This window comes from Citrobacter sp. S55_ASV_140 (genome assembly GCF_018919505.1).
GTDB classification, from domain to species: Bacteria; Pseudomonadota; Gammaproteobacteria; order Enterobacterales; family Enterobacteriaceae; genus Citrobacter; species Citrobacter werkmanii.
The window spans coordinates 1-26,755 of sequence record NZ_JAHLQZ010000049.1 but is presented as its reverse complement, the minus strand read 5'-3'; the positions used below and the strand labels follow the sequence as shown (position 1 = coordinate 26,755).

At 52.7% G+C, this 26,755-nt stretch carries 24 protein-coding genes; 8 read left to right on the top strand and 16 right to left on the bottom strand.

Features of this window, described 5'->3' with window-relative positions; translation table 11 throughout:
• Positions 1 to 212 precede the first annotated feature (212 nt).
• The 3 genes from rpsI to zapE form a co-directional block, all read right to left on the bottom strand.
• Positions 213 to 605 carry a 30S ribosomal protein S9 gene (gene rpsI, locus KQJ18_RS10250; protein ID WP_000829815.1) on the bottom strand — a complete coding sequence of 131 codons (393 nt, stop codon included), beginning with the start codon at positions 603 to 605 and terminating at the stop codon, positions 213 to 215.
• A gap of 15 nt (positions 606 to 620) precedes the next feature.
• Positions 621 to 1,049 (bottom strand): 50S ribosomal protein L13, encoded by a 429-nt coding sequence (gene rplM / locus KQJ18_RS10245; RefSeq protein WP_003025141.1) that lies wholly within the window; start codon positions 1,047 to 1,049, stop codon positions 621 to 623.
• A gap of 215 nt (positions 1,050 to 1,264) precedes the next feature.
• Positions 1,265 to 2,392 (bottom strand): cell division protein ZapE, encoded by a 1,128-nt coding sequence (gene zapE / locus KQJ18_RS10240; protein ID WP_216421910.1) that lies wholly within the window; start codon positions 2,390 to 2,392, stop codon positions 1,265 to 1,267.
• A gap of 192 nt (positions 2,393 to 2,584) precedes the next feature.
• Between zapE and zapG the strand changes: the two genes are divergently transcribed.
• From zapG to degS, 3 genes are all read left to right on the top strand, one after another.
• Complete coding sequence (gene zapG / locus KQJ18_RS10235; protein WP_003025147.1) at positions 2,585 to 2,983, top strand: Z-ring associated protein ZapG; 399 nt, start codon at positions 2,585 to 2,587, stop codon at positions 2,981 to 2,983.
• Between the two features lie 168 nt (positions 2,984 to 3,151).
• Positions 3,152 to 4,519: a serine endoprotease DegQ gene (gene degQ / locus KQJ18_RS10230; protein WP_038634331.1), complete on the top strand. Its 1,368-nt coding sequence runs from the start codon at positions 3,152 to 3,154 to the stop codon at positions 4,517 to 4,519.
• Between the two features lie 89 nt (positions 4,520 to 4,608).
• Positions 4,609 to 5,676, top strand: coding sequence for an outer membrane-stress sensor serine endopeptidase DegS (gene degS / locus KQJ18_RS10225; protein ID WP_038634334.1), 1,068 nt, complete (start codon positions 4,609 to 4,611; stop codon positions 5,674 to 5,676).
• 146 nt (positions 5,677 to 5,822) lie between these two features.
• On the opposite strand, the gene mdh is transcribed toward degS, so the two are convergent.
• On the bottom strand, positions 5,823 to 6,758 hold the full coding sequence (gene mdh, locus KQJ18_RS10220) for a malate dehydrogenase (protein ID WP_038634337.1): 936 nt from the start codon (positions 6,756 to 6,758) through the stop codon (positions 5,823 to 5,825).
• A 436-nt stretch (positions 6,759 to 7,194) separates the two neighbouring features.
• On the opposite strand from mdh, the gene argR reads away from it, so the two are divergent.
• Both argR and yhcN read left to right on the top strand, forming a co-directional pair.
• Positions 7,195 to 7,665 carry a transcriptional regulator ArgR gene (gene argR / locus KQJ18_RS10215; protein WP_003025162.1) on the top strand — a complete coding sequence of 157 codons (471 nt, stop codon included), beginning with the start codon at positions 7,195 to 7,197 and terminating at the stop codon, positions 7,663 to 7,665.
• Between the two features lie 375 nt (positions 7,666 to 8,040).
• A complete protein-coding gene (gene yhcN / locus KQJ18_RS10210) occupies positions 8,041 to 8,307 on the top strand; it encodes a peroxide/acid stress response protein YhcN (RefSeq protein ID WP_038634340.1) in 267 nt (88 codons plus the stop codon).
• A gap of 56 nt (positions 8,308 to 8,363) precedes the next feature.
• Here yhcN and KQJ18_RS10205 read toward each other — a convergent pair whose 3' ends face one another.
• The 4 genes from KQJ18_RS10205 to aaeX all read right to left on the bottom strand — a co-directional run bounded on the left by KQJ18_RS10205 (position 8,364) and on the right by aaeX (position 11,876).
• The gene (locus tag KQJ18_RS10205) at positions 8,364 to 8,642 is read right to left on the bottom strand and encodes a hypothetical protein (protein WP_216421909.1); all 279 of its coding nucleotides are present in this window, start codon (positions 8,640 to 8,642) and stop codon (positions 8,364 to 8,366) included.
• Positions 8,643 to 8,759: 117 nt separating this feature from the next.
• Positions 8,760 to 10,727: a p-hydroxybenzoic acid efflux pump subunit AaeB gene (gene aaeB, locus KQJ18_RS10200; protein ID WP_038634345.1), complete on the bottom strand. Its 1,968-nt coding sequence runs from the start codon at positions 10,725 to 10,727 to the stop codon at positions 8,760 to 8,762.
• A 5-nt stretch (positions 10,728 to 10,732) separates the two neighbouring features.
• Entirely contained in the window at positions 10,733 to 11,665 is a 933-nt protein-coding gene (gene aaeA, locus KQJ18_RS10195) for a p-hydroxybenzoic acid efflux pump subunit AaeA (protein WP_038634348.1), read from the bottom strand.
• Positions 11,666 to 11,672: 7 nt separating this feature from the next.
• Entirely contained in the window at positions 11,673 to 11,876 is a 204-nt protein-coding gene (aaeX, locus tag KQJ18_RS10190) for a p-hydroxybenzoic acid efflux pump operon protein AaeX (protein WP_003025177.1), read from the bottom strand.
• 184 nt (positions 11,877 to 12,060) lie between these two features.
• Here aaeX and aaeR point away from each other — a divergent pair, with 184 nt between their 5' ends.
• Positions 12,061 to 12,990, top strand: a complete 930-nt coding sequence (aaeR, locus tag KQJ18_RS10185) for an HTH-type transcriptional activator AaeR (RefSeq protein WP_038634351.1) — start codon at positions 12,061 to 12,063, stop codon at positions 12,988 to 12,990.
• Positions 12,991 to 13,075: 85 nt separating this feature from the next.
• Here the strand turns inward: aaeR and tldD are convergent, their stop codons facing one another.
• The 7 genes from tldD to mreB form a co-directional block, all read right to left on the bottom strand.
• The gene (gene tldD, locus KQJ18_RS10180) at positions 13,076 to 14,521 is read right to left on the bottom strand and encodes a metalloprotease TldD (RefSeq protein ID WP_038642897.1); all 1,446 of its coding nucleotides are present in this window, start codon (positions 14,519 to 14,521) and stop codon (positions 13,076 to 13,078) included.
• Between the two features lie 146 nt (positions 14,522 to 14,667).
• Positions 14,668 to 18,468, bottom strand: coding sequence for an AsmA2 domain-containing protein YhdP (gene yhdP / locus KQJ18_RS10175; protein ID WP_085048630.1), 3,801 nt, complete (start codon positions 18,466 to 18,468; stop codon positions 14,668 to 14,670).
• Positions 18,469 to 18,578: 110 nt separating this feature from the next.
• Positions 18,579 to 20,048, bottom strand: coding sequence for a ribonuclease G (rng, locus tag KQJ18_RS10170; protein WP_038634356.1), 1,470 nt, complete (start codon positions 20,046 to 20,048; stop codon positions 18,579 to 18,581).
• A complete protein-coding gene (locus KQJ18_RS10165; protein WP_085048629.1) occupies positions 20,038 to 20,631 on the bottom strand; it encodes a nucleoside triphosphate pyrophosphatase in 594 nt (197 codons plus the stop codon). The genes rng and KQJ18_RS10165 overlap by 11 nt, the downstream gene beginning before the upstream one ends.
• Before the next feature lie 8 nt (positions 20,632 to 20,639).
• Positions 20,640 to 21,128 carry a rod shape-determining protein MreD gene (gene mreD / locus KQJ18_RS10160; RefSeq protein WP_038634362.1) on the bottom strand — a complete coding sequence of 163 codons (489 nt, stop codon included), beginning with the start codon at positions 21,126 to 21,128 and terminating at the stop codon, positions 20,640 to 20,642.
• On the bottom strand, positions 21,129 to 22,151 hold the full coding sequence (gene mreC / locus KQJ18_RS10155) for a rod shape-determining protein MreC (RefSeq protein WP_038634365.1): 1,023 nt from the start codon (positions 22,149 to 22,151) through the stop codon (positions 21,129 to 21,131). It abuts the gene before it with no gap.
• 64 nt (positions 22,152 to 22,215) lie between these two features.
• Positions 22,216 to 23,259 (bottom strand): rod shape-determining protein MreB, encoded by a 1,044-nt coding sequence (gene mreB, locus KQJ18_RS10150; RefSeq protein WP_000913396.1) that lies wholly within the window; start codon positions 23,257 to 23,259, stop codon positions 22,216 to 22,218.
• Between mreB and KQJ18_RS10145 the strand changes: the two genes are divergently transcribed.
• Complete coding sequence (locus KQJ18_RS10145) at positions 23,237 to 23,557, top strand: hypothetical protein (RefSeq protein ID WP_154050627.1); 321 nt, start codon at positions 23,237 to 23,239, stop codon at positions 23,555 to 23,557. The genes mreB and KQJ18_RS10145 overlap by 23 nt on opposite strands.
• 8 nt (positions 23,558 to 23,565) lie before the next feature.
• Here KQJ18_RS10145 and csrD read toward each other — a convergent pair whose 3' ends face one another.
• Positions 23,566 to 25,506, bottom strand: coding sequence for an RNase E specificity factor CsrD (gene csrD / locus KQJ18_RS10140; RefSeq protein WP_085048627.1), 1,941 nt, complete (start codon positions 25,504 to 25,506; stop codon positions 23,566 to 23,568).
• A gap of 225 nt (positions 25,507 to 25,731) precedes the next feature.
• Here csrD and KQJ18_RS10135 point away from each other — a divergent pair, with 225 nt between their 5' ends.
• The gene (locus tag KQJ18_RS10135) at positions 25,732 to 26,706 is read left to right on the top strand and encodes an MDR family oxidoreductase (RefSeq protein WP_085048626.1); all 975 of its coding nucleotides are present in this window, start codon (positions 25,732 to 25,734) and stop codon (positions 26,704 to 26,706) included.
• Positions 26,707 to 26,755 lie beyond the last annotated feature (49 nt).

Genomic DNA, 26,755 nt, shown 5'->3' with positions numbered 1-26,755 from the left:
CAAACAAAAAATGAGCGATACCTGACATTTGGGCAGAAAATTGGATGATAGTTTACCAGATTTTGTGACCTTTGTGGTGAGTCGATTCTTGAAATGGGAAAAAAGAGGTGGCAATCAGCGGATTACCGTGGTTCAAGGGAGAGAAATAGTGATAAAAAAACCCGCCGAAGCGGGTTTTTTCGCAAATTGTTGTCTGCCAAAGCAGAAAGCAATTAACGTTTGGAGAACTGCGGACGACGACGTGCTTTACGCAGACCGACTTTCTTACGTTCAACCTGACGAGCATCACGGGTAACGAAGCCAGCTTTACGCAGTTCGCCACGCAGGGATTCGTCGTACTCCATCAGAGCGCGGGTGATACCGTGACGGATCGCACCAGCCTGACCAGAGATACCACCACCTTTAACAGTGATGTACAGATCCAGTTTCTCAACCATGTCGACCAGTTCCAGCGGCTGACGAACTACCATGCGGGCAGTTTCACGACCGAAGTACTGTTCCAGAGAACGTTGGTTGATTACGATTTTACCGTTGCCCGGTTTGATGAAAACGCGAGCTGCGGAACTTTTGCGGCGACCAGTGCCGTAGTATTGATTTTCAGCCATTGCCTATAATCCCGATTAGATGTCAAGAACTTGCGGTTGCTGTGCCGCGTGGTTGTGCTCGTTGCCAGCGTAAACTTTCAGTTTACGGAACATAGCACGACCCAGAGGGCCTTTTGGCAGCATGCCTTTAACCGCGATTTCAAGCACACGCTCAGGACGACGAGCGATCATCTCTTCAAAGGTCGCTTGCTTGATACCACCGATGTGGCCGGTGTGGTGATAGTACACTTTGTCAGTACGCTTGTTGCCAGTTACAGCAACTTTGTCAGCGTTCAGAACGATGATGTAATCACCGGTATCTACGTGCGGAGTGTATTCCGCTTTGTGCTTACCGCGCAGGCGCAGAGCCAGTTCGGAAGCCAGACGACCCAGAGTCTTACCGGTCGCGTCAACAACATACCAGTCGCGTTTTACGGTTTCTGGTTTAGCTGTAAAAGTTTTCATTAAAAGCTTACCCAAATAAATAAGTTACACGTAGGTGTTCACCCAAACGTTTTAGTCAGTTGAGGTTCACACGACAAAGTCCGGCAAACCTACCCCTTCGAATAGCCTATGCCGGCGAGAAAGTTTTGGGAAAAAACTCTCTTGTAACGTGGGGTCGCAAGATTATAGAGAAGTCAGGGTCAAAGATCGACCCCTTTATGTGATTTGCGGCAGGTTTAACCGGCTAAATGTTCCCGCTTCAGGTACTCCTCGCTTTGCATCTCCTGCAAACGCGACAAACAACGCTGAAATTCAAACTTCAGACGCTCGCCCTGGTAGATCTCATATAAGGGAGATGCCGCACTCACCACCAGCTTGACGTGGCGTTCGTAGAACTCATCCACCAGCGCGATAAAGCGCCGCGCTTCGCTTTCCATCAGCATCGTCATGACCGGCACATCAAACAACAGCACCGTGTGGAACAGACGCGACAGCGCAATATAGTCATGCTGACTGCGAGCATCGACGCAGAGCGTGGTGAATGACACAGCCAGCGTTTGGTTTTCTACGGCCAGCGTCTGCATCGGACGATGGTTAATCTCCAGCGTCGGCGCATGTTCACCTTGGGTTCCCGCTAATGCCAGCCACAGCTTATCCATCTGCTGGCGGGTTTCATCATTCAGTGGCGACAACCACAAATGCGCCTGCGTTAAGGTGCGCAGACGATAATCGACGCCGGCATCGACATTCATGATGTCACAATGCTGCTTGATGGCATCAATGGCAGGAAGAAAACGCGTGCGTTGCAAACCGTTACGATACAGTTCGTCAGGCGGAATATTCGAGGTCGCCACCAGCGTGATGCCTCGGGCAAACAGCGCCTTCATTAAGCCGCCAAGCAGCATGGCGTCGGTGATATCAGAAACAAAAAATTCGTCAAAGCACAGCACGTCCGTTTCGGCCTTAAAGCGGTCGGCAATGATTTCCAGCGGATCGCTATGCCCCTGCAGGGCGGTAAGCTCTTCATGGACGCGCAGCATAAAACGGTGAAAGTGCAAACGCTGTTTACGCCCCCCCGGCAGACTATGGTAGAACAGATCCATCAGCCAGGTCTTTCCACGTCCGACTCCGCCCCACATATACAAACCACGCACCGGCAGGTTGGTCGGCGACTCACGCTTGCCCAGCAATTTGCCAAACCGCGCCATCAGACCACTCTCCTGCGGCGCAGGTCGAGCTGGCGTCGTTAGCGCCTGGAAAATGGTTTCCAGTCGATTCGCGGCTTCTTGTTGTACGCTGTCGGGCTGATGAGTGCCCTCTTTAAGGGCTTGCTGGTAACGCGATGTCGGGGAAAGGCTTTGCATGATGTTATTGTTATTCCTTGAGAATCGATGTGCCGTCGCTCACGGTTGACGAAAAAAAGGCCGTTCTACATTACGTGATATAAACACGGGATTCCACTTCTACGGGATTAGCGGTTATAGTGGCATAATCAGGCGCAGGCATGGAGCCTAAAGCCAACACCCTACGGAAACACAAGACAACGGGAGATGTTCATGACCTGGGAATATGCGCTAATTGGGTTAGTCGTCGGTATCATTATTGGTGCTGTAGCCATGCGTTTTGGTAATCGTAAATTACGCCAACAGCAGGCATTGCAGTACGAACTGGAAAAAAATAAAGCTGAGCTGGAAGAGTACCGCGAAGAGCTGGTGAGCCACTTTGCCCGCAGCGCTGAATTGCTGGATAACATGGCGGACGATTATCGTCAGATCTACCAGCATATGGCGAAAAGCTCGAGCAACCTGCTGCCAGGTATGTCGCCGGAAAACAACCCGTTCCGTAATCGTCTGGCAGAGTCCGAAGCTGGCAACGATCAGGCGCCGGTTCAGATGCCGCGTGACTATTCTGAAGGGGCCTCCGGCCTGCTGCGTAGTGGCGCAAAGCGCGACTAAACGCACATCATTAAGAAATTTATTGGGCGCAGTAATTGCGCCCTCCGCTTCTCTTCCCGTCCCAGCTATTATTTAGTCGTTAGCCTCATTGTGACCAAACCGAAAATTCAATAACATCAAACTGTTTTGAATCATCTTCCGTTTACTCAAGGTACGAGAGCAGGATCCATGAAAAAACAAACCCAGCTGTTGAGTGCATTAGCGTTAAGTGTCGGGTTAACTCTCTCGGCGCCATTCCCGGCCGTTGCGTCGATTCCCGGCCAGGTTCCCGGTCAGGCTGCGCTTCCCAGCCTCGCCCCGATGCTGGAGAAAGTGTTACCTGCCGTGGTGAGCGTTAGGGTCGAAGGCACCGCTGTCCAAGGACAGAAAGTCCCGGAAGAGTTTAAAAAGTTTTTTGGTGATGAGCTTCCCGACCAACCTTCACAACCTTTTGAAGGGCTGGGCTCAGGGGTCATCATTGATGCCGCAAAAGGCTACGTCCTGACCAATAACCACGTCATTAATCAGGCGCAAAAAATCAGCGTTCAGCTTAACGATGGCCGAGAGTTCGAGGCGAAGCTGATCGGCAGTGACGATCAGAGCGATATCGCCCTGCTGCAAATTCAACACCCCAGTAACCTGACGCAAATCGCCATTGCCGACTCCGACAAACTCCGCGTGGGTGATTTCGCGGTAGCCGTGGGTAACCCGTTCGGTCTCGGGCAAACCGCCACTTCCGGCATTGTATCGGCGTTGGGTCGCAGCGGTCTGAACCTGGAGGGTCTGGAAAACTTTATTCAGACCGACGCCTCTATCAACCGGGGAAACTCCGGCGGCGCGTTACTTAACCTCAACGGTGAGTTGATTGGCATTAACACCGCGATTCTGGCGCCCGGCGGCGGCAGCATCGGCATTGGCTTTGCGATTCCGAGCAACATGGCGCGCACGCTGGCGCAACAGTTGATGCAGTTTGGCGAAATCAAACGCGGTCTGTTAGGGATTAAAGGTACCGAAATGACCGCCGACATCGCCAAAGCGTTCAATCTGAATGTGCAACGCGGCGCGTTTGTCAGCGAGGTTCTGCCTAACTCAGGTTCTGCCAAGGCGGGGGTGAAATCCGGTGACGTCATTACCAGTCTCAACGATAAACCACTCAGCAGCTTTGCCGAACTGCGTTCACGCATTGCGACAACTGAACCAGGAACCAAGGTCAAACTGGGGCTACTGCGTAACGGTAAACCGCTGGAGGTTGAAGTCACCCTTGATACCAGCACGTCATCGTCCGCCAGCGCGGAAATGATCGCCCCTGCGTTGCAAGGCGCTACGCTCAGCGATGGTCAGTTAAAAGATGGCACCAAAGGCATCAAAATTGATAACGTTGAAAAAAGTAGCCCAGCCGCGCAGGCCGGTCTGCATAAAGATGACGTTATCATTGGCGTTAACCGCGATCGCGTAAACTCGATTGCCGAAATGCGTAAGGTGCTGGAAACGAAGCCGTCGATCATTGCTCTGCAAGTGGTTCGCGGTAACGAGAGTATTTACCTGCTCCTGCGTTAACGCATTAAACCGGACATCCCCTCCCCGTGTGATGTCCGGTAAACTCGTGATATGCTGCTGCCGTTCCCTTTTTTAATGACGCCGCCATCATGTTTGTGAAGCTTTTACGTTCGGTCGCGATTGGTTTAATCGTCGGCGCCATTCTGCTGGCGGCGATGCCCTCTCTGCGCAAAATTAATACTCTTACCACACCGCAGTTCGACAGTGCAGATGAAACGCCCGCCAGCTATAACCCAGCGGTTCGCCGTGCTGCACCTGCCGTCGTTAACGTTTATAACCGCAGTATGAACAGCACTGCGCATAACCAGCTTGAGATCCGTACGCTCGGCTCAGGCGTTATCATGGATCAGCGCGGCTATATCATTACCAATAAGCACGTCATTAATGATGCTGACCAAATCATCGTCGCATTACAGGATGGACGTGTATTTGAAGCGCTGCTCGTGGGCTCTGATACGTTAACCGACCTTGCGGTGCTGAAAATCAATGCGACTGGCGGACTGCCGACCATCCCCATTAATAACAAGCGCGTGCCGCACATTGGCGATGTGGTGCTCGCCATCGGTAACCCGTACAACCTTGGGCAAACCATTACCCAGGGGATCATTAGCGCCACCGGCCGTATTGGGCTAAACCCGACAGGACGCCAAAACTTCCTGCAAACGGATGCCTCCATCAACCACGGTAACTCCGGCGGTGCGCTGGTCAACTCATTGGGTGAACTGATGGGCATTAATACGCTGTCATTTGATAAGAGTAACGACGGCGAAACCCCGGAAGGTATTGGCTTTGCCATTCCGTTTCAGTTGGCAACCAAAATTATGGATAAGCTGATTCGTGATGGGCGCGTGATTCGCGGCTATATCGGCATCAGCGGTCGTGAAATTGCGCCACTGCACGCGCAAGGCAGCGGGATGGATCAAATTCAGGGGATAGTGGTTAACGAAGTGGCTCCGGACGGTCCGGCAGCCCAGGCAGGTATTCAGGTCAACGATCTGATCATTTCGGTCAATAATAAACCGGCAGTATCCGCTCTTGAGACCATGGATCAGGTGGCCGAAATTCGCCCAGGTTCGGTCATCTCCGTGGTCGTGATGCGCGATGACAAACAGCTGACGCTGCAGGTGACGATTCAGGAATACCCGGCCACCAACTAACGTCACGTCCTGGCTGCTTACTTACCATGAAAAACCGGAGCACATTGGCTCCGGTTTTTATTAGGCGATATCGTCGAGAGTTAGCACGTAATGCCTGATAGCGCGCAGCTTTCAGGCCTACAAATACACGCTGGCCTCTCTTCGCGTTACTTAACGAATTCTTCGCCCAGAGTGATATCTTTCTTCAGCGTGTCCAGCATGCCTTCCAGCGCGCTTTGCTCAAACGCGCTCAGCTTACCGATGGACTGACGCTCTTCTACGCCGTTTTTGCCCAGCAGCAACGGCTGAGAGAAGAAGCGAGCATACTGGCCGTCGCCTTCAACGTAAGCACATTCAACCACGCCTTTTTCGCCGCTCAGTGCGCGAACCAGTGACAGGCCGAAACGTGCTGCGGCCTGACCCATAGACAGGGTAGCAGATCCGCCACCGGCTTTAGCTTCCACAACTTCAGTACCCGCGTTCTGGATACGTTTGGTCAGGTCAGCCGCTTCTTGCTCGGTGAAGCTCACGCCAGGAATTTGTGACAGCAATGGCAGAATGGTCACGCCAGAGTGGCCGCCAATAACCGGGACTTCAACGTCGCCAGGCTGTTTGCCTTTCAGTTCCGCAACAAAGGTATTGGAGCGGATAATGTCCAGCGTGGTCACGCCAAACAGTTTGTTCTTATCGTATACGCCTGCTTTTTTCAGCACTTCTGCAGCGATAGCAACGGTCGTGTTTACCGGGTTGGTGATAATACCGATACATGCTTTCGGACAGGTTTTAGCAACCTGCTGCACCAGGTTCTTCACGATACCGGCGTTGACGTTGAACAGGTCGGAACGATCCATACCCGGTTTACGCGCGACGCCCGCAGAGATCAGTACCACATCAGCACCTTCCAGTGCAGGGGTAGCGTCTTCGCCGCTGAAGCCTTTGATTTTCACAGCAGTAGGGATATGGCTCAAATCAACGGCCACACCAGGCGTTACTGGAGCGATGTCATACAGGGAGAGTTCTGAACCTGAAGGCAGTTGGGTTTTTAACAGTAATGCTAGCGCCTGACCGATACCACCAGCAGCGCCGAGGACTGCAACTTTCATCCTAAACTCCTTATTATATTGATAAGCAAAGTGTCTATTGCTCCGCGGCGGCGACCTTAATTCACAAATCCAACGAATACAACAACCACGCGTCAAGAATGCGTAGTCACGCAAATTTGGCTTTTATGCATTTAACTTACGTAAAATAAAACCTAAGTTACGTAATTCAAAACCACCCGCACAGTAGAGCAACTTTCCAACAGGTGCTGACAATATACCCTACCCACCTCTCAAAACAACATCAATTTGATAACAATTAATTTACTTTTAACCTTATTTGTGAGCCGTGACACAGGCATGTTTCTTGATAACGAAATTTGATAAAATTCCGCTCTTTCATAACATTATTTCAGCCTTTACCAGGGCAGACCGTTTGCATAAAAATTCATCTGTATGCACAATAATGTTGATTCTACCGCCATATTACGGGTGACTTATGCGAAGCTCGGCAAAACAAGAAGAATTAGTGAAGGCGTTTAAAGCGCTACTTAAAGAAGAAAAGTTCAGCTCTCAGGGCGAAATCGTCCTCGCCTTGCAGGATCAGGGCTTTGATAATATCAATCAGTCCAAGGTTTCACGCATGCTGACCAAGTTTGGCGCCGTGCGTACACGCAATGCGAAAATGGAAATGGTGTACTGCCTGCCGGCTGAGTTGGGGGTGCCGACAACCTCCAGCCCGCTGAAAAATTTGGTACTGGATATCGACTACAACGATGCGGTCGTGGTTATTCACACCAGCCCCGGCGCCGCCCAGTTGATTGCCCGTCTGTTGGATTCGTTGGGTAAAGCGGAAGGTATTTTGGGAACGATTGCCGGTGACGATACCATCTTCACCACGCCAGCCAAGGGTTTTACGGTAAAAGATCTGTACGAAGCCATTCTGGAGCTGTTCGAACAAGAACTGTAATACCTCCTTCCCCGTCGTCTCCCGGCGGGGAAAAACCTCTGCTTCCCCCTCTTGGTTCTATTTTCCACTGCCATTCATTTAACAAATGGTGCGTTTAACCGCTAAAATTCGTTCACATAGTGAATATGAAGGCTGAAAAACGCACATTTTGCAAAATACAGTATCTCATTGATTTTACTTAATTTAATTCTATATGAATGTTAAAAACGCCAGTTTTAATTCCTTTAAGTTATAAAAAATAATCTTCTTAAAACGTAATAACCATAGAAACAATTAGCGTGGTATTAATTTATCGCGTTATTAGTGTATACTTGATTTTGTGATGAGGGTCACGAAACAAGACCCACAATAAAAGAATTCGACGAGGTAAATATCATGAAAATCAAAACTACTGTTGCAACTTTAAGTCTTCTTTCTGTTCTCTCTTTCGGTGCAAGCGCCGCGGTTACTCAGGTGAACTCACAAGAAGCACAGAACCTGCAATCCATGGGTAGCATCTCTGTATCTCAGATCGGTAGTTCACCAATGGATATGCGTCAGGCTATCGCCGCTAAAGCTGAAAAAGCGGGTGCCAGCAGCTATCGCGTCACCGAACTCCGTGAAGGTGCTCACTGGCACGCGACTGCAGAACTGTACAAATAAACCCTCGTCGTCTAAACCGACGACTTGCCCCCGCCTGCCGGGGGCTTTTTTGTACCTTACATTGAGTGATGAACATTAAAACGCAACTGCCCTTCCAGCTCTTCTTCCGCTTCATCGAACAGTAATATTAATGCGCCATATCGCCTGCGTAGTTTGTCCGGCAAATGGACAAATTCAATCTCCACCGGCAGCGGCAAAACATCTCCGGTAACGACCTCCCACAGAGAATCTAAATCGACCACTTTTTCCCGGGTCAGACCAAATGCGCGCGTGAACTCGCGGTAGAAATCACCCTGGTCTTCTATCTCGTCAAAATCAAACGTATAGATGTTCATCTATAGCCACCATCCCGACGCCAGTCACTCTACGGACCACCAATATGCAGGGCCTCCCGCATTTCAGGTAAGTATAGCCATAAAAAAACCGACGCTTCTGGCATCGGTTTTTTGTGCTTAATTGCTGGTCAGCGCGTGCTGGTATTTGTGTAGCATCCCACTGAGTCGTTTTACCGGCTCGGTCACCTGTGGAGGGGCTTGCCAGATGATTAACTTCTCCTGATAGATCTCAAGCTCTTCCAGCAACTGGCTAAAGTAGCGGCGGCGTTTATCGTCATTTCCTGCTGAAATCACATGATCGGCGGTGCGACGCAGCTGGCGATGGAAGGCAGATAAATCCTCATTTACCGGTACCGGCGCATCGCGCAGACGCTGATGCGCGATAATCATCGTCAGCGCCAGGCGAAACTTCGCCAGGTCGCCGGGGAATTTGTTCATCAGTAAAAACAACTGCTGATAAAGCGCCGGAAGGTGGTTTTCTTTACGACGAACCACGTTGGTAGTCATTGCAGAAACCGCCGCGGAGACAAACTGGTTGAGTAACACGCGACCAGTTCTGTCCCGCGAGTTATCGCGCACCAGCAGAATGACGATAAACGCCAGCACACAACCAACAATCTGCCCCAGCGCACTGTCAAGAAACTGGCTAAAGTGGAAGGTCATCGGGTTATCCAGCACGATGATATTAATGGTGCTGGCCAGCGCGCCCATCGATCCCAGCCGTCGTTTCTGCACCTCGATTCCCAGAAAGAATCCCAGCACGGCCAGGCTCAGACACAACAACAGCATACTTTGCTGCGTATTGGGGATAATCACCAGAAAATAGAGCGCCCCGAGTGGTAATGCCGCCAACGTACCGTAGATAAAATCTATCGCCACCATCCGAGGGTTAGGCAGGCGCATTGCCAGCGAGGTGACAACCGCAATCATCACCATCGCGCCGCTGCCGGATGTCCAGCCGGTCCACAGCCAGAATAAGGTGCCCAGCACACAGGAGAGCGTGGTACGCCAGAAGTTGACCATCGCATGGTGACGCTCGGCGGACTCCACTTTCACTACCGGCTCGCCTTGCAGGATCTCTTCTTCCGTCGCGCTAATTTTTGTATTACTCACCACACCGCGTTTCAGTAGCAAGTAGCGCGTCGCCGCACCTGCCCAGCTATAAATCGTTACCGGTGTTTCACGTTCGCCAGTCCAGACAATAACCCGACGCATCCGCTTCAACTGTTTATGGACATCCTGCACCGTTTCAACCGGGGTATCGAACAACTCGCGGAAGGTGTCGGTGATAAGTTCCGGGCGGGTATTTTGAATAAGGTAAGTTTCACAGGACTGAGTAATGAGCGTGAGCGACAGCGTGTTTAATGCTTTGAGTCTGCGATTAGCACGCACCCAACGTGAAGACTCCATATTGAGGTTGCTGCGCATGCCCTCCAGCGCCGCCGTTCGGCGGACTAAATCGCCCCAGGCTTTGTCCACTTCTTCACTGTCGCCATGCTTTATACACAACTGCATAAGCTGATACTGCGCCACCAGCAGGCTGTCCAGTTCGACATCAATTTCCTGTTTCACCGAGCGGGGCGAAAAGAGCAGATCGGCAACAATGGCGCAGACAATCCCCATCACAATCTCGCTGCAACGCTCAAGTGCAAATTGCGGTGTCAACAACGGTTCAGCCTGGATAGTAATGACGATGATCAGCGCCGTATAACCCGAAAGTCCCCAGGCATAGGAATTCTCGATCTTCACCAGCGACGAGATCCAGGTACAAAAACCGGCCCAGATACAACACACCAGGATCATCAACAACGGAGCGCGGATCATGCTGATAATAATGATCAGGGCGGCAATACAGCCAATAAATGTGCCGACGATACGCAGCATCCCGCGGTAGCGGATGGCGCCTGAATAGGGTTCCCCACCGGCGGCAAAAGCCGGGCCTGCTGCCACAATTGCTGCGGTTAACACCGCCCAACGCGGAGTCTCAAGCTGAAAGTGAAAACCAACGAACAGCGCCAGAACAATTGCGCACGCCAGTTTTACCGCGAAGCGGATATGCTGGTTAGCAATGGAAAAAATACCCATCGCAATTAACCGAACTCGCGCAGGCGGTGCGCCATTTTACGGAAGAAGGATTCTTGACTGGCATCGCGATCCTGCTTACCGGTGATAACAACGGTAGCCGTCGTCCCGGCTGGCCACAGGGTTCCCTGCTGCTCATCAAGACGAATGCGCACCGGTACACGTTGTGCCAGACGGACCCATTCAAGATTGGAATCAATGGTCGCCATACCTTTTGCGTCTCGCGTGCTGCTGGCATTCGTTACGCCAGCTGCCACGCTATCAACGGTACCCTTCAACACATTATTGCTACCAAGCGGGGTAATTTCAGCGCGATATCCAGGGCGTACGCCTTCCAGCTTGGTTTCTTCCATATACGCCAGGACATAGAACGAGTGCTGTTTTACCAGCGCTACCGCCGTGGAGCCACGGGTAATAAATTCGCCGCTGTAAACATTCAGGTTAGTCACCCAACCATCCGCTGGCGCACGAATAACGGTACGTTCAAGATCCAATTTTGCCAAATCGCGGGTCGCTTGCGCCTTCGCCAACTGGTGTAATACGGTTTGCAGTACGTTGTTAGACTGATCAATCTCTTCACGAGACATGGCCTGCACGCCCAGACGGTTACGACGACCGGCTTCCTGACGTTTTTCCTGCGCCAGAACCTGGTAATAAGAGACGTCGGCTTCAGCCTGTTCGAGGGCTTTTTTATAGCGCGGCTGGTCGATGGTAAACAGCACCTGATCCTTTTTCACCAGTTGGTTATCATGGACGTTAACGTTGGAAATAAGACCCGCAACGTCCGGCGCAATGGCGACGACATCAGCGCTGAAACGCGCATCACGCGTCCACGGCGACTCGGTGTAGAACACCCATGCGCGAAAAATAGCAATGAAGGCCAGAATGACCAGTACGAGAGTCATGGCCGTACGGGAGAGTTTTTTTGTTAGTGTTTTCACTTCAACCTCAAACGAACAGGCGCGTTATTAAATAGAACAGGCAGCAATACAGCGCGGTGTTAAACAGAGCCGGATGCCAGACAAAATCATAGATGCCAGTTGGAACCAGCACCCGGCGCACCAGCCAGAAAATCGCCAGTGACAAAAGCAATTCGAAAAAAATCGGTGGGAAGGACAGACCAAACACCACGATAACGGGAAACAGACTCATGTTGACCTTGGTAGCTTAAGAGAGTGCAGGTGATAGATTTTCTAGCGTATGTCACCGCAGAGAAGGGCAAGGATGAGCCAGGCGAGAGCGACATAGCCGTTATTTGAATAATAATATATTAACGTAACTGTTATGCTGTTATCTATATTATGTGATCTAAATCACTTTTAAGCCAGAGTGAATAATGGAACGATTAAAACGTATGTCGGTGTTCGCCAAAGTTGTCGAACTGGGCTCCTTCACTGCCGCTGCAAGACAGCTGCAAATGAGCGTTTCATCGATAAGCCAGACCGTCTCTAAACTGGAAGATGAACTACAGGTCAAGCTGCTAAACCGCAGTACGCGCAGCATTGGGCTAACCGAAGCCGGTAAAATTTATTATCAGGGCTGCCGTCGAATGCTGCACGAAGCGCAGGATGTGCATGAGCAGCTGTATGCCTTTAATAACACTCCTATCGGCACATTGCGTATTGGCTGTTCTTCAACCATGGCACAAAATGTCCTCGCCGGGCTGACGGCGAAAATGCTGAAAGAGTACCCCGGCCTGACGGTAAATCTGGTCACCGGCATCCCGGCACCGGATTTAATTGCTGATGGCCTGGACGTGGTCATCCGCGTCGGCGCGTTACAAGACTCCAGCCTGTTTTCACGTCGTCTGGGAGCCATGCCGATGGTGGTCTGCGCCGCTAAAAGTTATCTCGCCCAGTTTGGCGTTCCGGAAAAACCTGCCGATCTCAGCAATCACTCATGGCTGGAATATAGCGTGCGCCCGGATAACGAATTCGAGCTTATCGCCCCGGAGGGGATCTCTACCCGCCTGATTCCAGAAGGGCGCTTCGTCACTAACGATCCGATGACGCTGGTGCGCTGGCTGGCCGCAGGCGCGGGTATTGCCTATGTACCATTGATGTGGGTGATCAATGAGATCAATCGCGGCGAAGTGGAGATCCTGCTTCCCCGCTACCAGTCGGATCCGCGTCCGGTCTATGCGCTGTACACCGAAAAAGACAAACTGCCGCTTAAGGTTCAGGTAGTGATTAACTATCTGACGGATTATTTTGTCGATGTGGCGCAGCTGTTTCAGGGAATGTATGGTCGAGGGAAAGAGAAATAAAAGAGTCCAGGCCGGATAAGGCGTTGACGCCGCATCCGGCAAGATGCCCGATGGCACTGACGCTTATCGGGCCTGGATCATGATGCTATGCGGTGCCGCCGACCGTCAAATTATCGACCTTCAGCGTCGGCTGGCCCACGCCCACCGGCAGGCTTTGCCCTTCTTTACCGCAAACGCCTACGCCGTTATCCAGTTTCAGATCGTTACCTACCATCGAAATTTGCTGCATCGCTTCGATACCGGAGCCAATCAGCGTCGCGCCTTTCACGGGTTTGGTCACTTTACCGTTTTCAATCAGATACGCTTCGGACGTTGAGAACACAAATTTCCCGGAGGTGATATCCACCTGACCACCGCCGAAGTTCGGCGCATAAATGCCGTATTCGACGGATTCAATGATTTCCTGCGGCGTGGATTTGCCCGGCAGCATATAGGTGTTGGTCATCCGCGGCATCGGCAGATGCGCGTAAGATTCACGGCGTCCGTTACCCGTTGGCGCCACACCCATCAGGCGCGCATTCAGTTTGTCCTGCATGTAGCCTTTCAGAATACCGTTTTCGATCAGCACGTTGTACTGGCCCGGTGTACCTTCGTCATCAATAGCCACGGATCCACGACGGTCCGCCATTGTGCCATCATCCACTACGGTACACAGTTCTGACGCGACCAGTTCACCCATATGACCGCTAAATACCGAGGTACCACGGCGGTTAAAGTCGCCTTCCAGACCATGACCGACCGCTTCGTGCAGCAGAACGCCAGGCCAGCCAGCGCCGAGTACCACCGGTAACGTACCTGCCGGCGCGGCTACTGCGGACAGATTGACCAGCGCCATGCGCACAGCCTCTTTCGCCCACGCGTCGGCACGAACGTCACCATCGAGATCGCCAAGGAAATAGTCATAGCCAAAGCGACCGCCGCCACCGCTCGCGCCGCGCTCACGTTTACCGTCTTCTTCGACCTGTACGCTGACGGACAAACGCACCAGTGGACGGACATCCGCGGCCAGCGTACCGTCGGTCGCCGCCACCAGAATCAGCTCATAAACACCGGTCAAGCTGGCGGTCACTTCCTGAACGCGCTTGTCAGCAGCACGCGCAACGCGGTCAACGCGACGCAGAATATCCAGTTTCTCTTCGCGGCTCATGCTTTGTAACGGATCGACCGAAGTGTAAAGCGCCTGATGCTCTACCGCACCCAGCGTTTTTACTTTGCCGTCACCACTGTCGCGCACAATAGTCCGGGCAGCATGCGCACTTTGCTCCAGCGCCAACAGGCTAATCTGGTCTGCATAAGCAAACCCCGTTTTTTCGCCGCTGATGGCGCGTACGCCAACACCCTGATCGATATTGTAAGAACCATCTTTAATGATGCGATCTTCTAAAACCCAGGATTCGTGATAGCTCGACTGAAAATAGAGATCGCCGTAATCGAGACGGCGTTCGGCCAGTTGGCCCAGAATGGCAAACAGATCCTGATGTTTCAGGCCATTCGCCGCTAGCAATTGTTCACTTACCAGGTTCAGACTCATCGTTTTGTTACTCATTTAATTCTGCCGGATGGCGGCAAAAACGCCTTATCCGGCCTACGTTGTTAGGCTACTGTAGGCCGGATAAGCGCTGCTCCATCCGGCAATACTATGTACTGAGATTGGGGCAATTACTTGCCCCCGTCAAATCATTGCTGGCTTTCTTTGCGCGGCTGACGCAGAACTTCGTTAATCTGCGGCTTATCAACCGGACCGGTGATACGGTAACGCAGAATCGAAACTTTACTCCACAGCGGCCCCAGAACCTTACTGGCGGCAAACACCGCCGCGCCGACAATCGGGTTGACGGCGAACGCGGCGGCAACCCCAACGGTGGCAGAAATTTCAGGCGCGACAACCGCTTCCATATCCAGTTCGCGGCGTACCAGATTCACCGAGCCTTTCATCGCGATGTCAGCTTCCAGACCGTCCACCAGCGTGTCGTCGGTATGCATCACACCATCCTTAATCCACGCCGTGCTGCGAATGGAGTCGAAATAGAAGCCTTCACTGAAGGTATCGCTAAAATCAAAGCGCAGTTTACGTAGCAACGCGTCAAAGCTTAACAGGCGTAACAGTTGCCCCGCATGTCCGGTACTGAGTTCGGTAAGCTCACCTTTGCCCAACCGGGTGCGCAAAATCCCATTCAGCGACGCTTCATCCGGATCCCACGGTGGATTACGCCAGTGCAGGTCGTACTCCACATTGAACGAAGAGTTACGAATCGGCGTCGATACGCCAAAGAAACCGGCGGCAGAGTCAATTTTTTTGCCGTTCAGTTTTCCCTTCAGTGACGTACGCTCTTTACCCGGCACATTCACCCATTCACCATCGGCAGTCAGTCTGGCAAAGCCGGTATCCAACAGACCGTTGCTCAACGAGAGCGTATCGCCTTTGATCGCCACATCGGCATCAATACGTCCATATTTCTGTCCCCACAGCCAACACTCTGCACAGCGGAGTTGAACATCCGGCCAGCCACGGAAGCTGACGTTATTGATGGTAGAGAAAGGCGACGCTGGCGCTGTGCCGGGAGAAGGCTTTGCGGCGCTCGGGTTGTAATAGAGGTATTTAATGTTCGCCAGCCACGGGGCGTTATTGCGCATAGCCAGCGTGGCGTTGATCTCACGCCCCTGCGCCTGCACGCTGGAACCGTTGCCCGAAGGCTCAGACACAATACTTAAATTGTTCCACTGCTGCCCCCCCAGGGATAACGATGGCGTACGTACCGTGATGCGTTGCGGGAAGTTGGCGTTCGAGCCAACGTTATCCGCAGCGCCTTTCTGGAACAAGGCCAGCCATTGCGCGCCGTCCATAGGGGGAAGATTGAGCTCAATGCCTTGCTGATCGGGTAACGCGGGCACGGTGCGGCTTTCCGACGTCCAGATAGCGCGGTCAAGGGTCAGCTTCTGATTCAGCAGCCAGTGGCTGTTGAAGTGATTCTTGCTCCCTGCGTTGCCGGTGAGATCAAAGCTGCGCAGATTGCCGTTGGCCTTCACGTTTACCGGCAGCGCCTCACCGGCCGCCTTATTCAGTGGAGCAGGTAAGTGACTACTTACATTCTTCAGGTCACTCTTTAACGCAATGTCGTAGGTCGCCCCGGCATGATACGGAAGATTGATATCCACCTTGCCATTCCACGCCATACTGCCGCTTAACGCATCGTTCACCTGCGTCGGCAAAATCCCCATACGGTTTGGCTGCCAGTCGCCTTGCAGATTCACCGCCACCTGATAGGCTTTGGCCCCTTCGGTAGTGGAAAAATCGACGTTCAGCGGCTGATTAAACCAGTTTGCCGTCATCGGCTCACTCTGCAGATCGCCGTTCACAAAGCTGAATTTACCGGTCAAATTCTTCAACGTGCTGTCGAGCGGTTTAATAAACAGACTGTTATTACGCAGATTGACATCACCTTTGGCCGTAACCAGCGAGCCATCCAACGGGATATCGAGATGTAAGCGAGCATTCACATCGCCATCAATCTGCAACTGCTCAAGCGTGGCGCCAAGAGAATCTTTTAGCGGCGTATCATCAAAATAAGGTCCAACCGCTTTGCCCGGCCCGTTGATGTCGGCATCAATCAGCAGTTTTTCTTTTGCATAGTCGGGAATATTGGCCGTCAGATTGCTGGCTTTTACGCCGCCTAAATTAACGCCATCCGTTTTCATCCACAGACCGTCGTTAATGAAGTTCAGTTCAATATTGAGGTCAGTCAACGCAGGCCAGTCGGGCTGAAAGGCGAATTTAGCATTGCGTAACGGCACCAGGACCTGAAACTGCCCTTCATTATGCAGATATGGGAACAAATGCGGGTTACCGCCATACACCAACGTGGCATTATCCGCTTCGCCGCCCTGAATCGCGCCGCTGAGGTAGTCAACCAGCTCTTTGCCCATCAGATTTTCAGGGAAGTAGCGCCAGGCCTGAGAGCCGTCATCAGTACTGATCCCCGCCAGAATGCCTAACCATGGCTCGTCACCGGTCGGTTGCAGATAGCGAAAACCACCGCGCGCATGTACCGCTTTCGCTTTGACATCAATATTGCGCCCATCTAACTGAAAACCTTTATCATTCTTCAGCCAGCTTAGCGTCGCCACGCCGTTTTCTATTTCCAATGGTGCGCGGAAGACGCTCTCATACGGCATGCGGGCTTGCTTGATGGAGGCGGTAAGCGCACCATTTTCCACGCTGCCCGAAAGCGTACCGGAGAAATGCTCCGCCCCCGGTAACAACTTCCACTGTTTCCAGGCCAGATTGGTCCACGAGGACTGGAAACGGGTCTTTTCTGTTGCCTGTAATGGGATATCCAGCGCCAGCACATCAATTTTGCCGCTTGGCTGCGTGGCGCGCCAAATATCCCCCAGCGCTGGCGATAACTTAGCCGCCATCGGGCGCAGCCCTTCTAATCCAGCCAGCTCCAGATTGCTGGCGCGAATGCGTAGCTCGTCACTGCGCTTGTTATTCTCACCACCGACTTCCTGCTCAGGGATCCAGGCCAGCGTTAACGCCCCGCTTGGCCAGGGTTTATCATCCATGGTGATACGGGTATCGGGAATAGAGAATTGCCAGCCCGGCTGTTCGCGGCTAATGTGCGCCGTCAGGTTATCCACGGAGAGCGTATGCGTGCGGTTGTTACCCAGCCAGCTGGCGCCGCCTTTCTTCAGCCAGACATCGCCTCCGGAAACGACGCCTTTATTGATCGTCATCCATGCTTCCAGGCTAAAACGCGCGGTTTGCAACGCGACATTATCCTGCATCCATTTGCCCAGCCACGGTTTGACGTCAATGTCGTCTGCCTGCAGCCAGACCCGACCATTATTCAACAGCCCATTGTCGTCGCGCAGATCCATGCGCACCTGCATAACGCCATGTTGACCGGTCAGACTGGAGAGACTGACCTGCCCCTCAGCGCGATGCCGGTTTTTACCGTTCAGCCAGGTAAGCTGTGGGATCGCCAGTTCAGCGCGCTGGCCTGAGAGGGTTAAAAAGCTGATTTGACTGTCGCGGAGATCGAAATGATCGAACTGACGCAGGAAGAGATCGCTGAGGTGACCCGCTTCAATTCCATCACCGCTTTCACTACTCTGGATAGGGGTATTGGTGCGCAACTGCAATTGCCAGAAGGTGAGATCGCGAAACTGCCAGCGCATGTGCAGTAAACTTTGCCAGACATCCAGCGCTAACGTGACGCGTTTTACCGAAAACTCACCGCCGTCTTTGAGCTGAGCGTGGATATCACGCGCTTCAAGCGTAGGGCCGAAATTTTGCCAGTTGGCGGATAGCTGGCTGGCGGTAACGGGCAGGCCAGTCGCGGATTCAATCTTACCGAGAATGGCCGGACGCCAGCTATCAAGATGAGGTAGCGCAAGGCGCAGTCCACTGACCATCAGCGCTGCAATGACAACGAATGCGGCTCCAGTGAGCAGTAATATCCCCGGCAATCGCCTCACGCGCCTCTCCTTGTCTGCAAAAAAATGTGACTCACACCCCTTGAGTGTATATTGCCGGATGGCGGCGCTTGCGCCTTATCCGGCCTACATGCGCTGGTGCTACTACTCAATTACATCATTACGACGTCGAACTGCTCCTGGTTATAGAGCGGTTCAACCTGGACTTTGACCTGTTTACCCACAAAGATTTCGACTTCCGCCAGCGCATGCGACTCTTCGCCTTTCAGGGTTTCTGCCACTGCCGGAGATGCATAAACCAGGAAGCGATCGGAGTCGTATGCATGGTGTACGCGGACAATTTCGCGCATGATTTCATAGCATACGGTTTCCACCGTTTTCACGGTACCGCGTCCATGACAGGTAGGGCACTCATTGCACAGCACATGCTCCACGCTTTCACGCGTGCGCTTACGCGTCATCTCCACCAGGCCCAGCTGTGAAAAACCGTTAATGCTGGTTTTTACGCGGTCCTTGCTCAGAGCCTGCTCCAGAGAGTGCAACACCCGGCGCCGATGATCTTCATTATTCATGTCGATAAAATCGATAATGATAATGCCGCCCAGGTTACGCAGACGCAGCTGACGCGCAATGGCCTGCGTTGCTTCAATATTAGTATTAAAAATAGTGTCGTCGAGATTACGATGTCCAACAAACGCGCCGGTATTGATATCCACGGTGGTCATCGCTTCGGTTTGATCGATGATCAAATAGCCGCCGGATTTCAGCTCAACCTTGCGTTCCAGCGCGCGCTGGATTTCATTCTCAACGTCAAAGAGATCGAAAATAGGCTGACGTCCGCTGTAATGCTCCAGCTTGCTGGTCATCTCGGGAATGTACTCCGCCGTAAATTCCAGCAACGCCTCATAGGTCAGGCGAGAGTCGACGCGGATCCGATCAAGCTGGGCATCGGCAAAATCACGCAAAACGCGCTGCGCCAGCGCAAGTTCGCCATACATCTGGTAGCGCGTTTGCGGACGTTTTTTGCGCTCCATGACTTTCGTCCAGACGCGCTTCAGGTAGGCAGCATCCGAGGCCAGATCCTCTTCGCATACGCCTTCCGCCGCTGTACGAATAATAAATCCGCCCTGCTCATCACAGTAATCGGCTACCACTTTTTTCAGACGTTCGCGTTCGCTTTCGCTTTCGATACGTTGGGAAACGCCAACGTGCGACGCGCCCGGCATAAAAACAAGATAACGGGAAGGCAGCGTAATGTCCGTCGTCAGACGAGCGCCCTTAGTACCCAGCGGATCTTTTACCACCTGCACCATCAAATCCTGGCCCTGGCGAACCAGTTCAGAAATGTCGCGCACGGTGAACTGTTTTTGTTCTTCACCGGCCACGCATTCGGTGTGTGGCATGATGTCTGAAGCGTGAAGAAATGCGGCTTTATCCAGTCCAATATCTACAAAAGCCGCCTGCATACCCGGAAGTACACGACTTACACGACCTTTGTAGATATTGCCTACGATTCCACGTCGCGCCTCACGTTCAATATGAATTTCCTGCAGAATACCGCCATCAATGTAAGCCACCCGTGTTTCCGATGGCGTTACGTTTACCAACAATTCAGCCGTCATGTTTATCCCTTTGCTCACGCAGTGCGTTAAAATTGGTCAGCAACTCATACGTTTCTACCAGCGGTAAGCCGACTACGGCGTGATAGCTGCCATTTATCTTCCTGACAAAACAGCCACCCAACCCTTGAATACCGTATGCACCTGCTTTATCCATTGGTTCACCGCTGGCAACATAACCCGCGATGTCCTCATCGGTGAGTGCTCTGAATGTCACTTCCGTCACCACCAGACAGTCCAGACTGTGCTGGCGATCGGCCAATGCCACGGCAGTCATGACCTGATGCGTGTTGCCCGACAGCTTACGCAGCATTGCGGCGGCATGGGCGGCGTCGTGCGGTTTTTCCAGCACTTCACCGTTAAGAATAACAATGGTATCCGCACCCAATACCGGCAAATCGCGCTGCGCCAACGCAACGCCAGCCTGCGCTTTTTCGCGCGCCAGACGAGAAACGTACTGCTGCGCGCTTTCCTGCGGGTGCCGCTGTTCTTCAATCCCAGGAACCAGCCGTTCAAACGTGATACCAAGTTGAGCGAGCAGTTCCTGACGACGTGGAGAACCTGAAGCAAGATACAGAGTATTCATATCAACCTTTATTGCACCGCAAACTGCTGACGGATTTTACGCATCAGTAAGAATAGCCATGGCCAGAGCACACCATTCACTACACTACTCCAGAACACTTCAGGTCTGAAAGAGACATTGATCACTAAAAACTCGGCCCAGAAAACAATAATATCCACGACCAGTGATAACAACACGACCACCAGCGCCTGTTGCCAGAGCGCGAGGTTGCGGAATAGTTGGAATTTCAGCGCGACCAGATAGGCAATGATACTCATCGACAAGGCCCGCACGCCAAGCGTGGAACCGCTAATGAGATCCAGTATGGCACCCACCACGAACCCTGTGCCCACATTTACGCGATGCGGTAGCGCCAGAATCCAATACAACAAGATGAGCAGCACCCAGTTTGGCCGGAAAACAAGAATGTCATCCGGCCAGGGCATAACTTGCAGCAACAGTGCAATAAGGAACGAAAGCCAAATAACCCAACGCCCCTGGCTACGATAGCTTGCCACTTACTGTCCTCCCGGCTTACGCGGAGCAGGTTGTGGCGACGTGGTGTCCGTAGGCGCTGTAGTGACGCCTGTAGCAGGTGCCGGTACTGGCGCAGGCGGCCCCATGGCATCTGGCGCAGGCAGAACTTGCGGCATCATTTGCATCAAACGTTCATTGGCAACACGGTGTACTTCTTCCGGCGTCATCGGATTGGCGCCATTACGATCGGCTCCCCACAACAGCAGCAGATAGCGCAAACGCTGCAAACCCGCGGTCGGACGAGCCTGAATGACGGTATAAGCACGCTGAGTGTCCAGCTTAACGGAAGAAACAACAGCAACCGGATAACCTTCCGGGAAGCGTCCACCCAAACCGGAAGTCACCAGCACATCGCCAACGCGAATGTCGGTGTTCGCCGGCAGATGTTCAAGCTGAAGATCGTCCGTACAACCGTTGCCCGCAGCAATGACGCGAATATCGTTACGCAGAACCTGGATTGGCAGAGCATGCGTCGCATCGCAAATCAGCAGTACGCGGCTGGTCAGTTTTGCTACAGCAACGACCTGACCCACTACACCTTTGTCGCTGATAACTGGCTGACCTTCGTAGACGCCGTTAACGCTCCCTTTGTCGATCACGACCTGATCGCTGTATGGGTCATTAACCGTTGAGATGACCTGCGTCACCATCTTTTGTTCGTCCTGACGCAATGGCGATCCCAGCAGCTCGCGCAAACGCGCGTTCTCCTGTTTATATTGCCCCAGCATCAGCAGCTCGCTATTTTTCAGCAGCAGTTCCTGACGCAGCGCCCGGTTTTCAAGTTCGAGTTGGTCACGCGAAGCCAGCGTTTGCGACACGCCGTCGAGTAATTCACGAGGACCATTAGAGATAAAGTAGAAAGGACTGACGGCGGTATCCATGTACGTTCGGATTTGACTAAACGTACCCAGGCGGCTGTCGGCAATAATAACGCCGAGCGCCACCAGCACCGCCAGAATAAGGCGAATCTGTAGCGACGGGCCACGGCTAAAAATTGGCTTCATAGTCTATGCGTATTCTCGTATCAGAGCGGAAGGGCAACCCGCGGGCCACCCTACCTGCGTCCGATTACTCTTCGCTGAACAGGTCGCCGCCGTGCATATCGATCATTTCCAGTGCTTTGCCGCCACCGCGCGCCACGCAGGTCAGCGGATCTTCAGCAACAACAACTGGAATACCGGTTTCTTCCATTAACAGACGATCAAGGTTACGCAGCAGCGCACCGCCACCGGTCAGCACCATACCGCGCTCGGAGATGTCTGACGCCAGCTCTGGCGGACACTGTTCCAGAGCAACCATTACCGCGCTCACGATACCGGTCAGCGGTTCCTGCAGCGCTTCCAGAATCTCGTTGGAGTTCAGGGTAAAGCCGCGTGGAACACCTTCTGCCAGGTTACGGCCGCGTACTTCGATCTCGCGGACTTCATCGCCCGGATAAGCGGAACCGATTTCGTGTTTAATACGTTCTGCGGTGGCTTCACCAATCAGAGAACCGTAGTTACGACGAACGTAATTAATGATGGCTTCGTCGAAGCGGTCACCACCAATACGTACGGAAGAAGAGTAAACCACGCCGTTCAGGGAGATAACGGCAACTTCAGTGGTACCACCACCGATATCCACAACCATTGAGCCGGTTGCTTCAGAAACTGGCAGACCCGCACCAATCGCGGCCGCCATCGGCTCTTCGATCAGAAAGACTTCACGGGCGCCTGCGCCCTGAGCGGATTCACGGATCGCACGGCGTTCAACCTGGGTTGCGCCAACCGGTACACACACCAGTACGCGCGGGCTTGGGCGCATGAAGCTATTGCTGTGCACTTGTTTGATAAAGTGCTGGAGCATTTTTTCAGTCACGAAGAAGTCAGCGATAACGCCGTCTTTCATTGGGCGAATTGCAGCGATATTGCCCGGCGTACGACCCAGCATCTGCTTCGCATCATGACCTACTGCAGCCACGCTTTTCGGCGAACCGGCACGATCCTGACGAATGGCCACAACAGAAGGCTCATTCAATACGATGCCTTGTCCTTTTACATAAATAAGGGTATTCGCGGTACCCAGGTCAATGGACAGGTCATTGGAAAACATGCCACGAAATTTTTTCAACATACTAAGGGATAATCCTGAAAGCTGGGGCGGAAAACAAAATCCGCTTACTTTACCAACCACACGCAGCAGCGACAAGGCGCAAAAATCATCTGCTACGGTGAAAATTAGTGCAGTTCGTTTCCTTTGTTACAAAACCGGCCTGAGTCCATCAGGGCTGAAAAAATCAGCAGCATTCCTCGCTTTTGTTTGCAACCTGTCAAAGGTCATTCACCTGCATGTTTGCTGTTACAACCTGGCGAGCAGACAAGCACACCCCCAGAAGGCACAGCGCGCGTTATTCTACGTGAAAACGAATTAAACGGCAGGTTAAACCGAATATCTTTGCGAATATTTTTTCACGTTAGTGTCAAGTGGCTGTGATGCGGCAAAAAAATCCCCTTGCCCACCAGCAACTCCGCGTTCCGTCAGCGTATGCCACTCGCTACGCGAACGAACTCCCGTGGCATAAACCTGCGTTGGCGTGCCTGAACAGGCCTCCGCCAGGCTTTGAACCAACAGTTGGTTTTCGGTTCGCTTATCAATATTCCTCACCAGGCTTGGATGCAGCTTCAATAACTCAACGTTAAGCTCTTTAATCCAACTGGTGCTCACCAGCGTTAAACCGGCCTGCGTAACGGCGATCCGTACCCCTAGCGCATCCATCAATCGAATGACGGGCTGTAATCGGCTGATATGTTGACAAACATCTGCCTCAGCAAGTTCAATAATTATGCGTTTGCGTAGTGATTTTTCGCACTGCATCAACGTATCACGCAGCCAGCGCTGAAAACGTGGGCGAATTAGCGATTCAACCGTTATCTGCATCGCCAGGCTTTCCTGCGGCCAGTAGCCCAAAAGCAGGATCAGACGACTTAACTGTAAACGGTCATACTCTTCAGCCAGGCCAAACTGCAGCACCATCGGCATATATTCCGCCGAAATAACCTCTTCGCTGCCATCAAAAATACGGCACATCAGTTCCCGGTGGTGTACCCGTCCTTCACGCGTTACCGCAGGTTTTTGATATATTCTCGGCCCGCCCCGGCTGAGCATCTGTTCAATCAGCGTCCGCCAGCGCACGTTGCCCCGGCCTTTTTCCGGCAGGGAGTCATCATAGACCGACCAGCTGTTCCCACCCTGCAGGACCGAATTCCGGGTGGCGGCCTCAGCATGATCCATCACCTGTTCCGTCGACTGACCACTGCGGCAAACGCAAATGCCAATATGAACCATATCGGCACGATCGATCATTTTATTAGTCGGAAGCGCATCGACCGCTTTTAATAATTGCCCGGCGATGCTTTCGGCTTCTTTCAGCGTGCGATGTGGCAACAGGATGGCAAAATCGCTACGGTGGTAGCGCGCCAGCAATGCCCCCGGATAACGCGTCATAAACGTCGACAACAAATTGATTAGCGTTGAAATTTGTTCTTCCGCCAGGGTGATTCCCCAGCTATCTCGCAGCAGAGTAAAGTCCGGCAGACGCACCATCATCACGACGCCATGCGCTCCCACCTTTTCTTGATCTTCCAACAGCGTGGCCAACTGGTTATCAAAAAACAGACGGTTACTCAGCCCGGTTTTTGTATCCTGCGCAACATAGGAACGAATCAGGGTGTCCAGTCGGCTGCGTTGCTCGCGGGCATTTTGAATTTCAGTCAGCAACATATCGAGCGCACTGCTGGTGCGCGCTGGCCATTCATAGACCGTTCCTCGTACATTCGACCCGCGTTCACCGTTCAGAATACGCGTGGAACGAATCTCCAGTAACTCCTGGCCTGAAAGCTGACGCTGAAGCCAGCGTACCGACAAAAAGAGCATCAGAATAATAAACGCAATGGCCAGTGTGAGCGGCGCGGTAGTCAGTAGCGAATGGAAATAGTTGCCCATCGGATCCTGATAAACCAGGCGAACTGACATGCCCGGATGCTTGACCAACGGTACGGTGATGTCGCGGTAGAGGTTGTTCGTTCCTGCCGGACGGTAGCTGCTGGTTCGGGAGTGGTCATACACTATATGCTCCCCTTGCAGCAACTCGATACGCACGATATCAACAGAAACCATCAGTTCATCGATTTGCGGCGTCAGCGAAACGAAATCGCGGGAGACAAGATGTGTATCAATCGCCGTCGCCACCGCCTGCACTCGCGTAGTAAACTTATATTGAATAGCGTTGTAGAAACTCAGCGAGCAGCCAATCAGAGTCACAAAGATCGTTAACCCAGTAAGCAGCGTGACAAAAGCTGAGAATTTCGTCGTTAATCGCATCCTTGTGTTAACTCCGACAGTTATGAAACAGGTGTGAAAGAGATAAAGCGACTCGAAAATGCAAAACTGAACGCAAAATCCGCCAATTTATGCAAACTATGGGGGCATACTACCAAATCAGGTATATCTGGCAATTTATTGCGCAGAATCGGCATCATGTTTTGATTAGCGAGTATAGTCTTCATTAACAATTTTCCAATCCACTATACGAATTGAGGACAGGTTATGCAGGCTTTGATCTTAGAACAGCAGGACGGAAAAACCCTCGCATCCGTTCAACCCCTCGACGAAAACCAGCTCCCGGAAGGCGATGTAACGGTGGATGTCCACTGGTCGAGCCTGAACTATAAAGACGCCCTGGCTATCACTGGCAAGGGTAAAATCATCCGCAACTTTCCGATGATTCCTGGCATTGATTTCGCCGGTACCGTGCGTGCAAGCGAAGATCCCCGTTTTCATGCGGGTCAGGAAGTCTTACTGACCGGCTGGGGTGTGGGTGAAAACCATTGGGGCGGGCTGGCTGAACGTGCGCGCGTCAAAGGCGACTGGCTGGTAGCGCTGCCGCAAGGGCTGGACGGGCGCAAAGCGATGGTCATCGGCACCGCCGGTTTTACCGCCATGCTGTGCGTCATGGCGCTTGAGGATGCAGGTATTCGCCCGCAAGACGGTGAGATTGTCGTCACCGGCGCCAGCGGCGGCGTGGGCAGCACTGCCGTGGCATTACTGCATAAGCTGGGCTATCAGGTTGTGGCAGTATCAGGACGCGAAAGCACCCACGACTATCTGAAGAGCCTGGGCGCGAATCGTATTCTCAGCCGCGATGAGTTTGCTGAATCTCGCCCGTTGGAAAAACAACTGTGGGCCGGTGCAATTGATACCGTTGGCGATAAAGTGCTGGCGAAAGTCCTGGCACAGATGAACTACGGTGGCTGCGTGGCCGCCTGCGGCCTGGCGGGCGGCTTCGCGCTGCCGACCACCGTCATGCCATTCATTCTGCGTAATGTACGTTTGCAAGGGGTGGACTCGGTGATGACCCCACCGGCACGTCGCGCAGAAGCCTGGGCGCGTTTGGTTAAGGATCTGCCGGAATCGTTCTATGCTCAGGCCGCCACGGAGATTACGCTAGCGGATGCGCCGAAGTTCGCCGATGCCATCATCAATAACCAGGTGCAAGGTCGTACCCTGGTGAAGGTGAAATAACAGGCATTGGCGCAGAAATTTACACTTAACTAACAAAATTTCGCGGCAT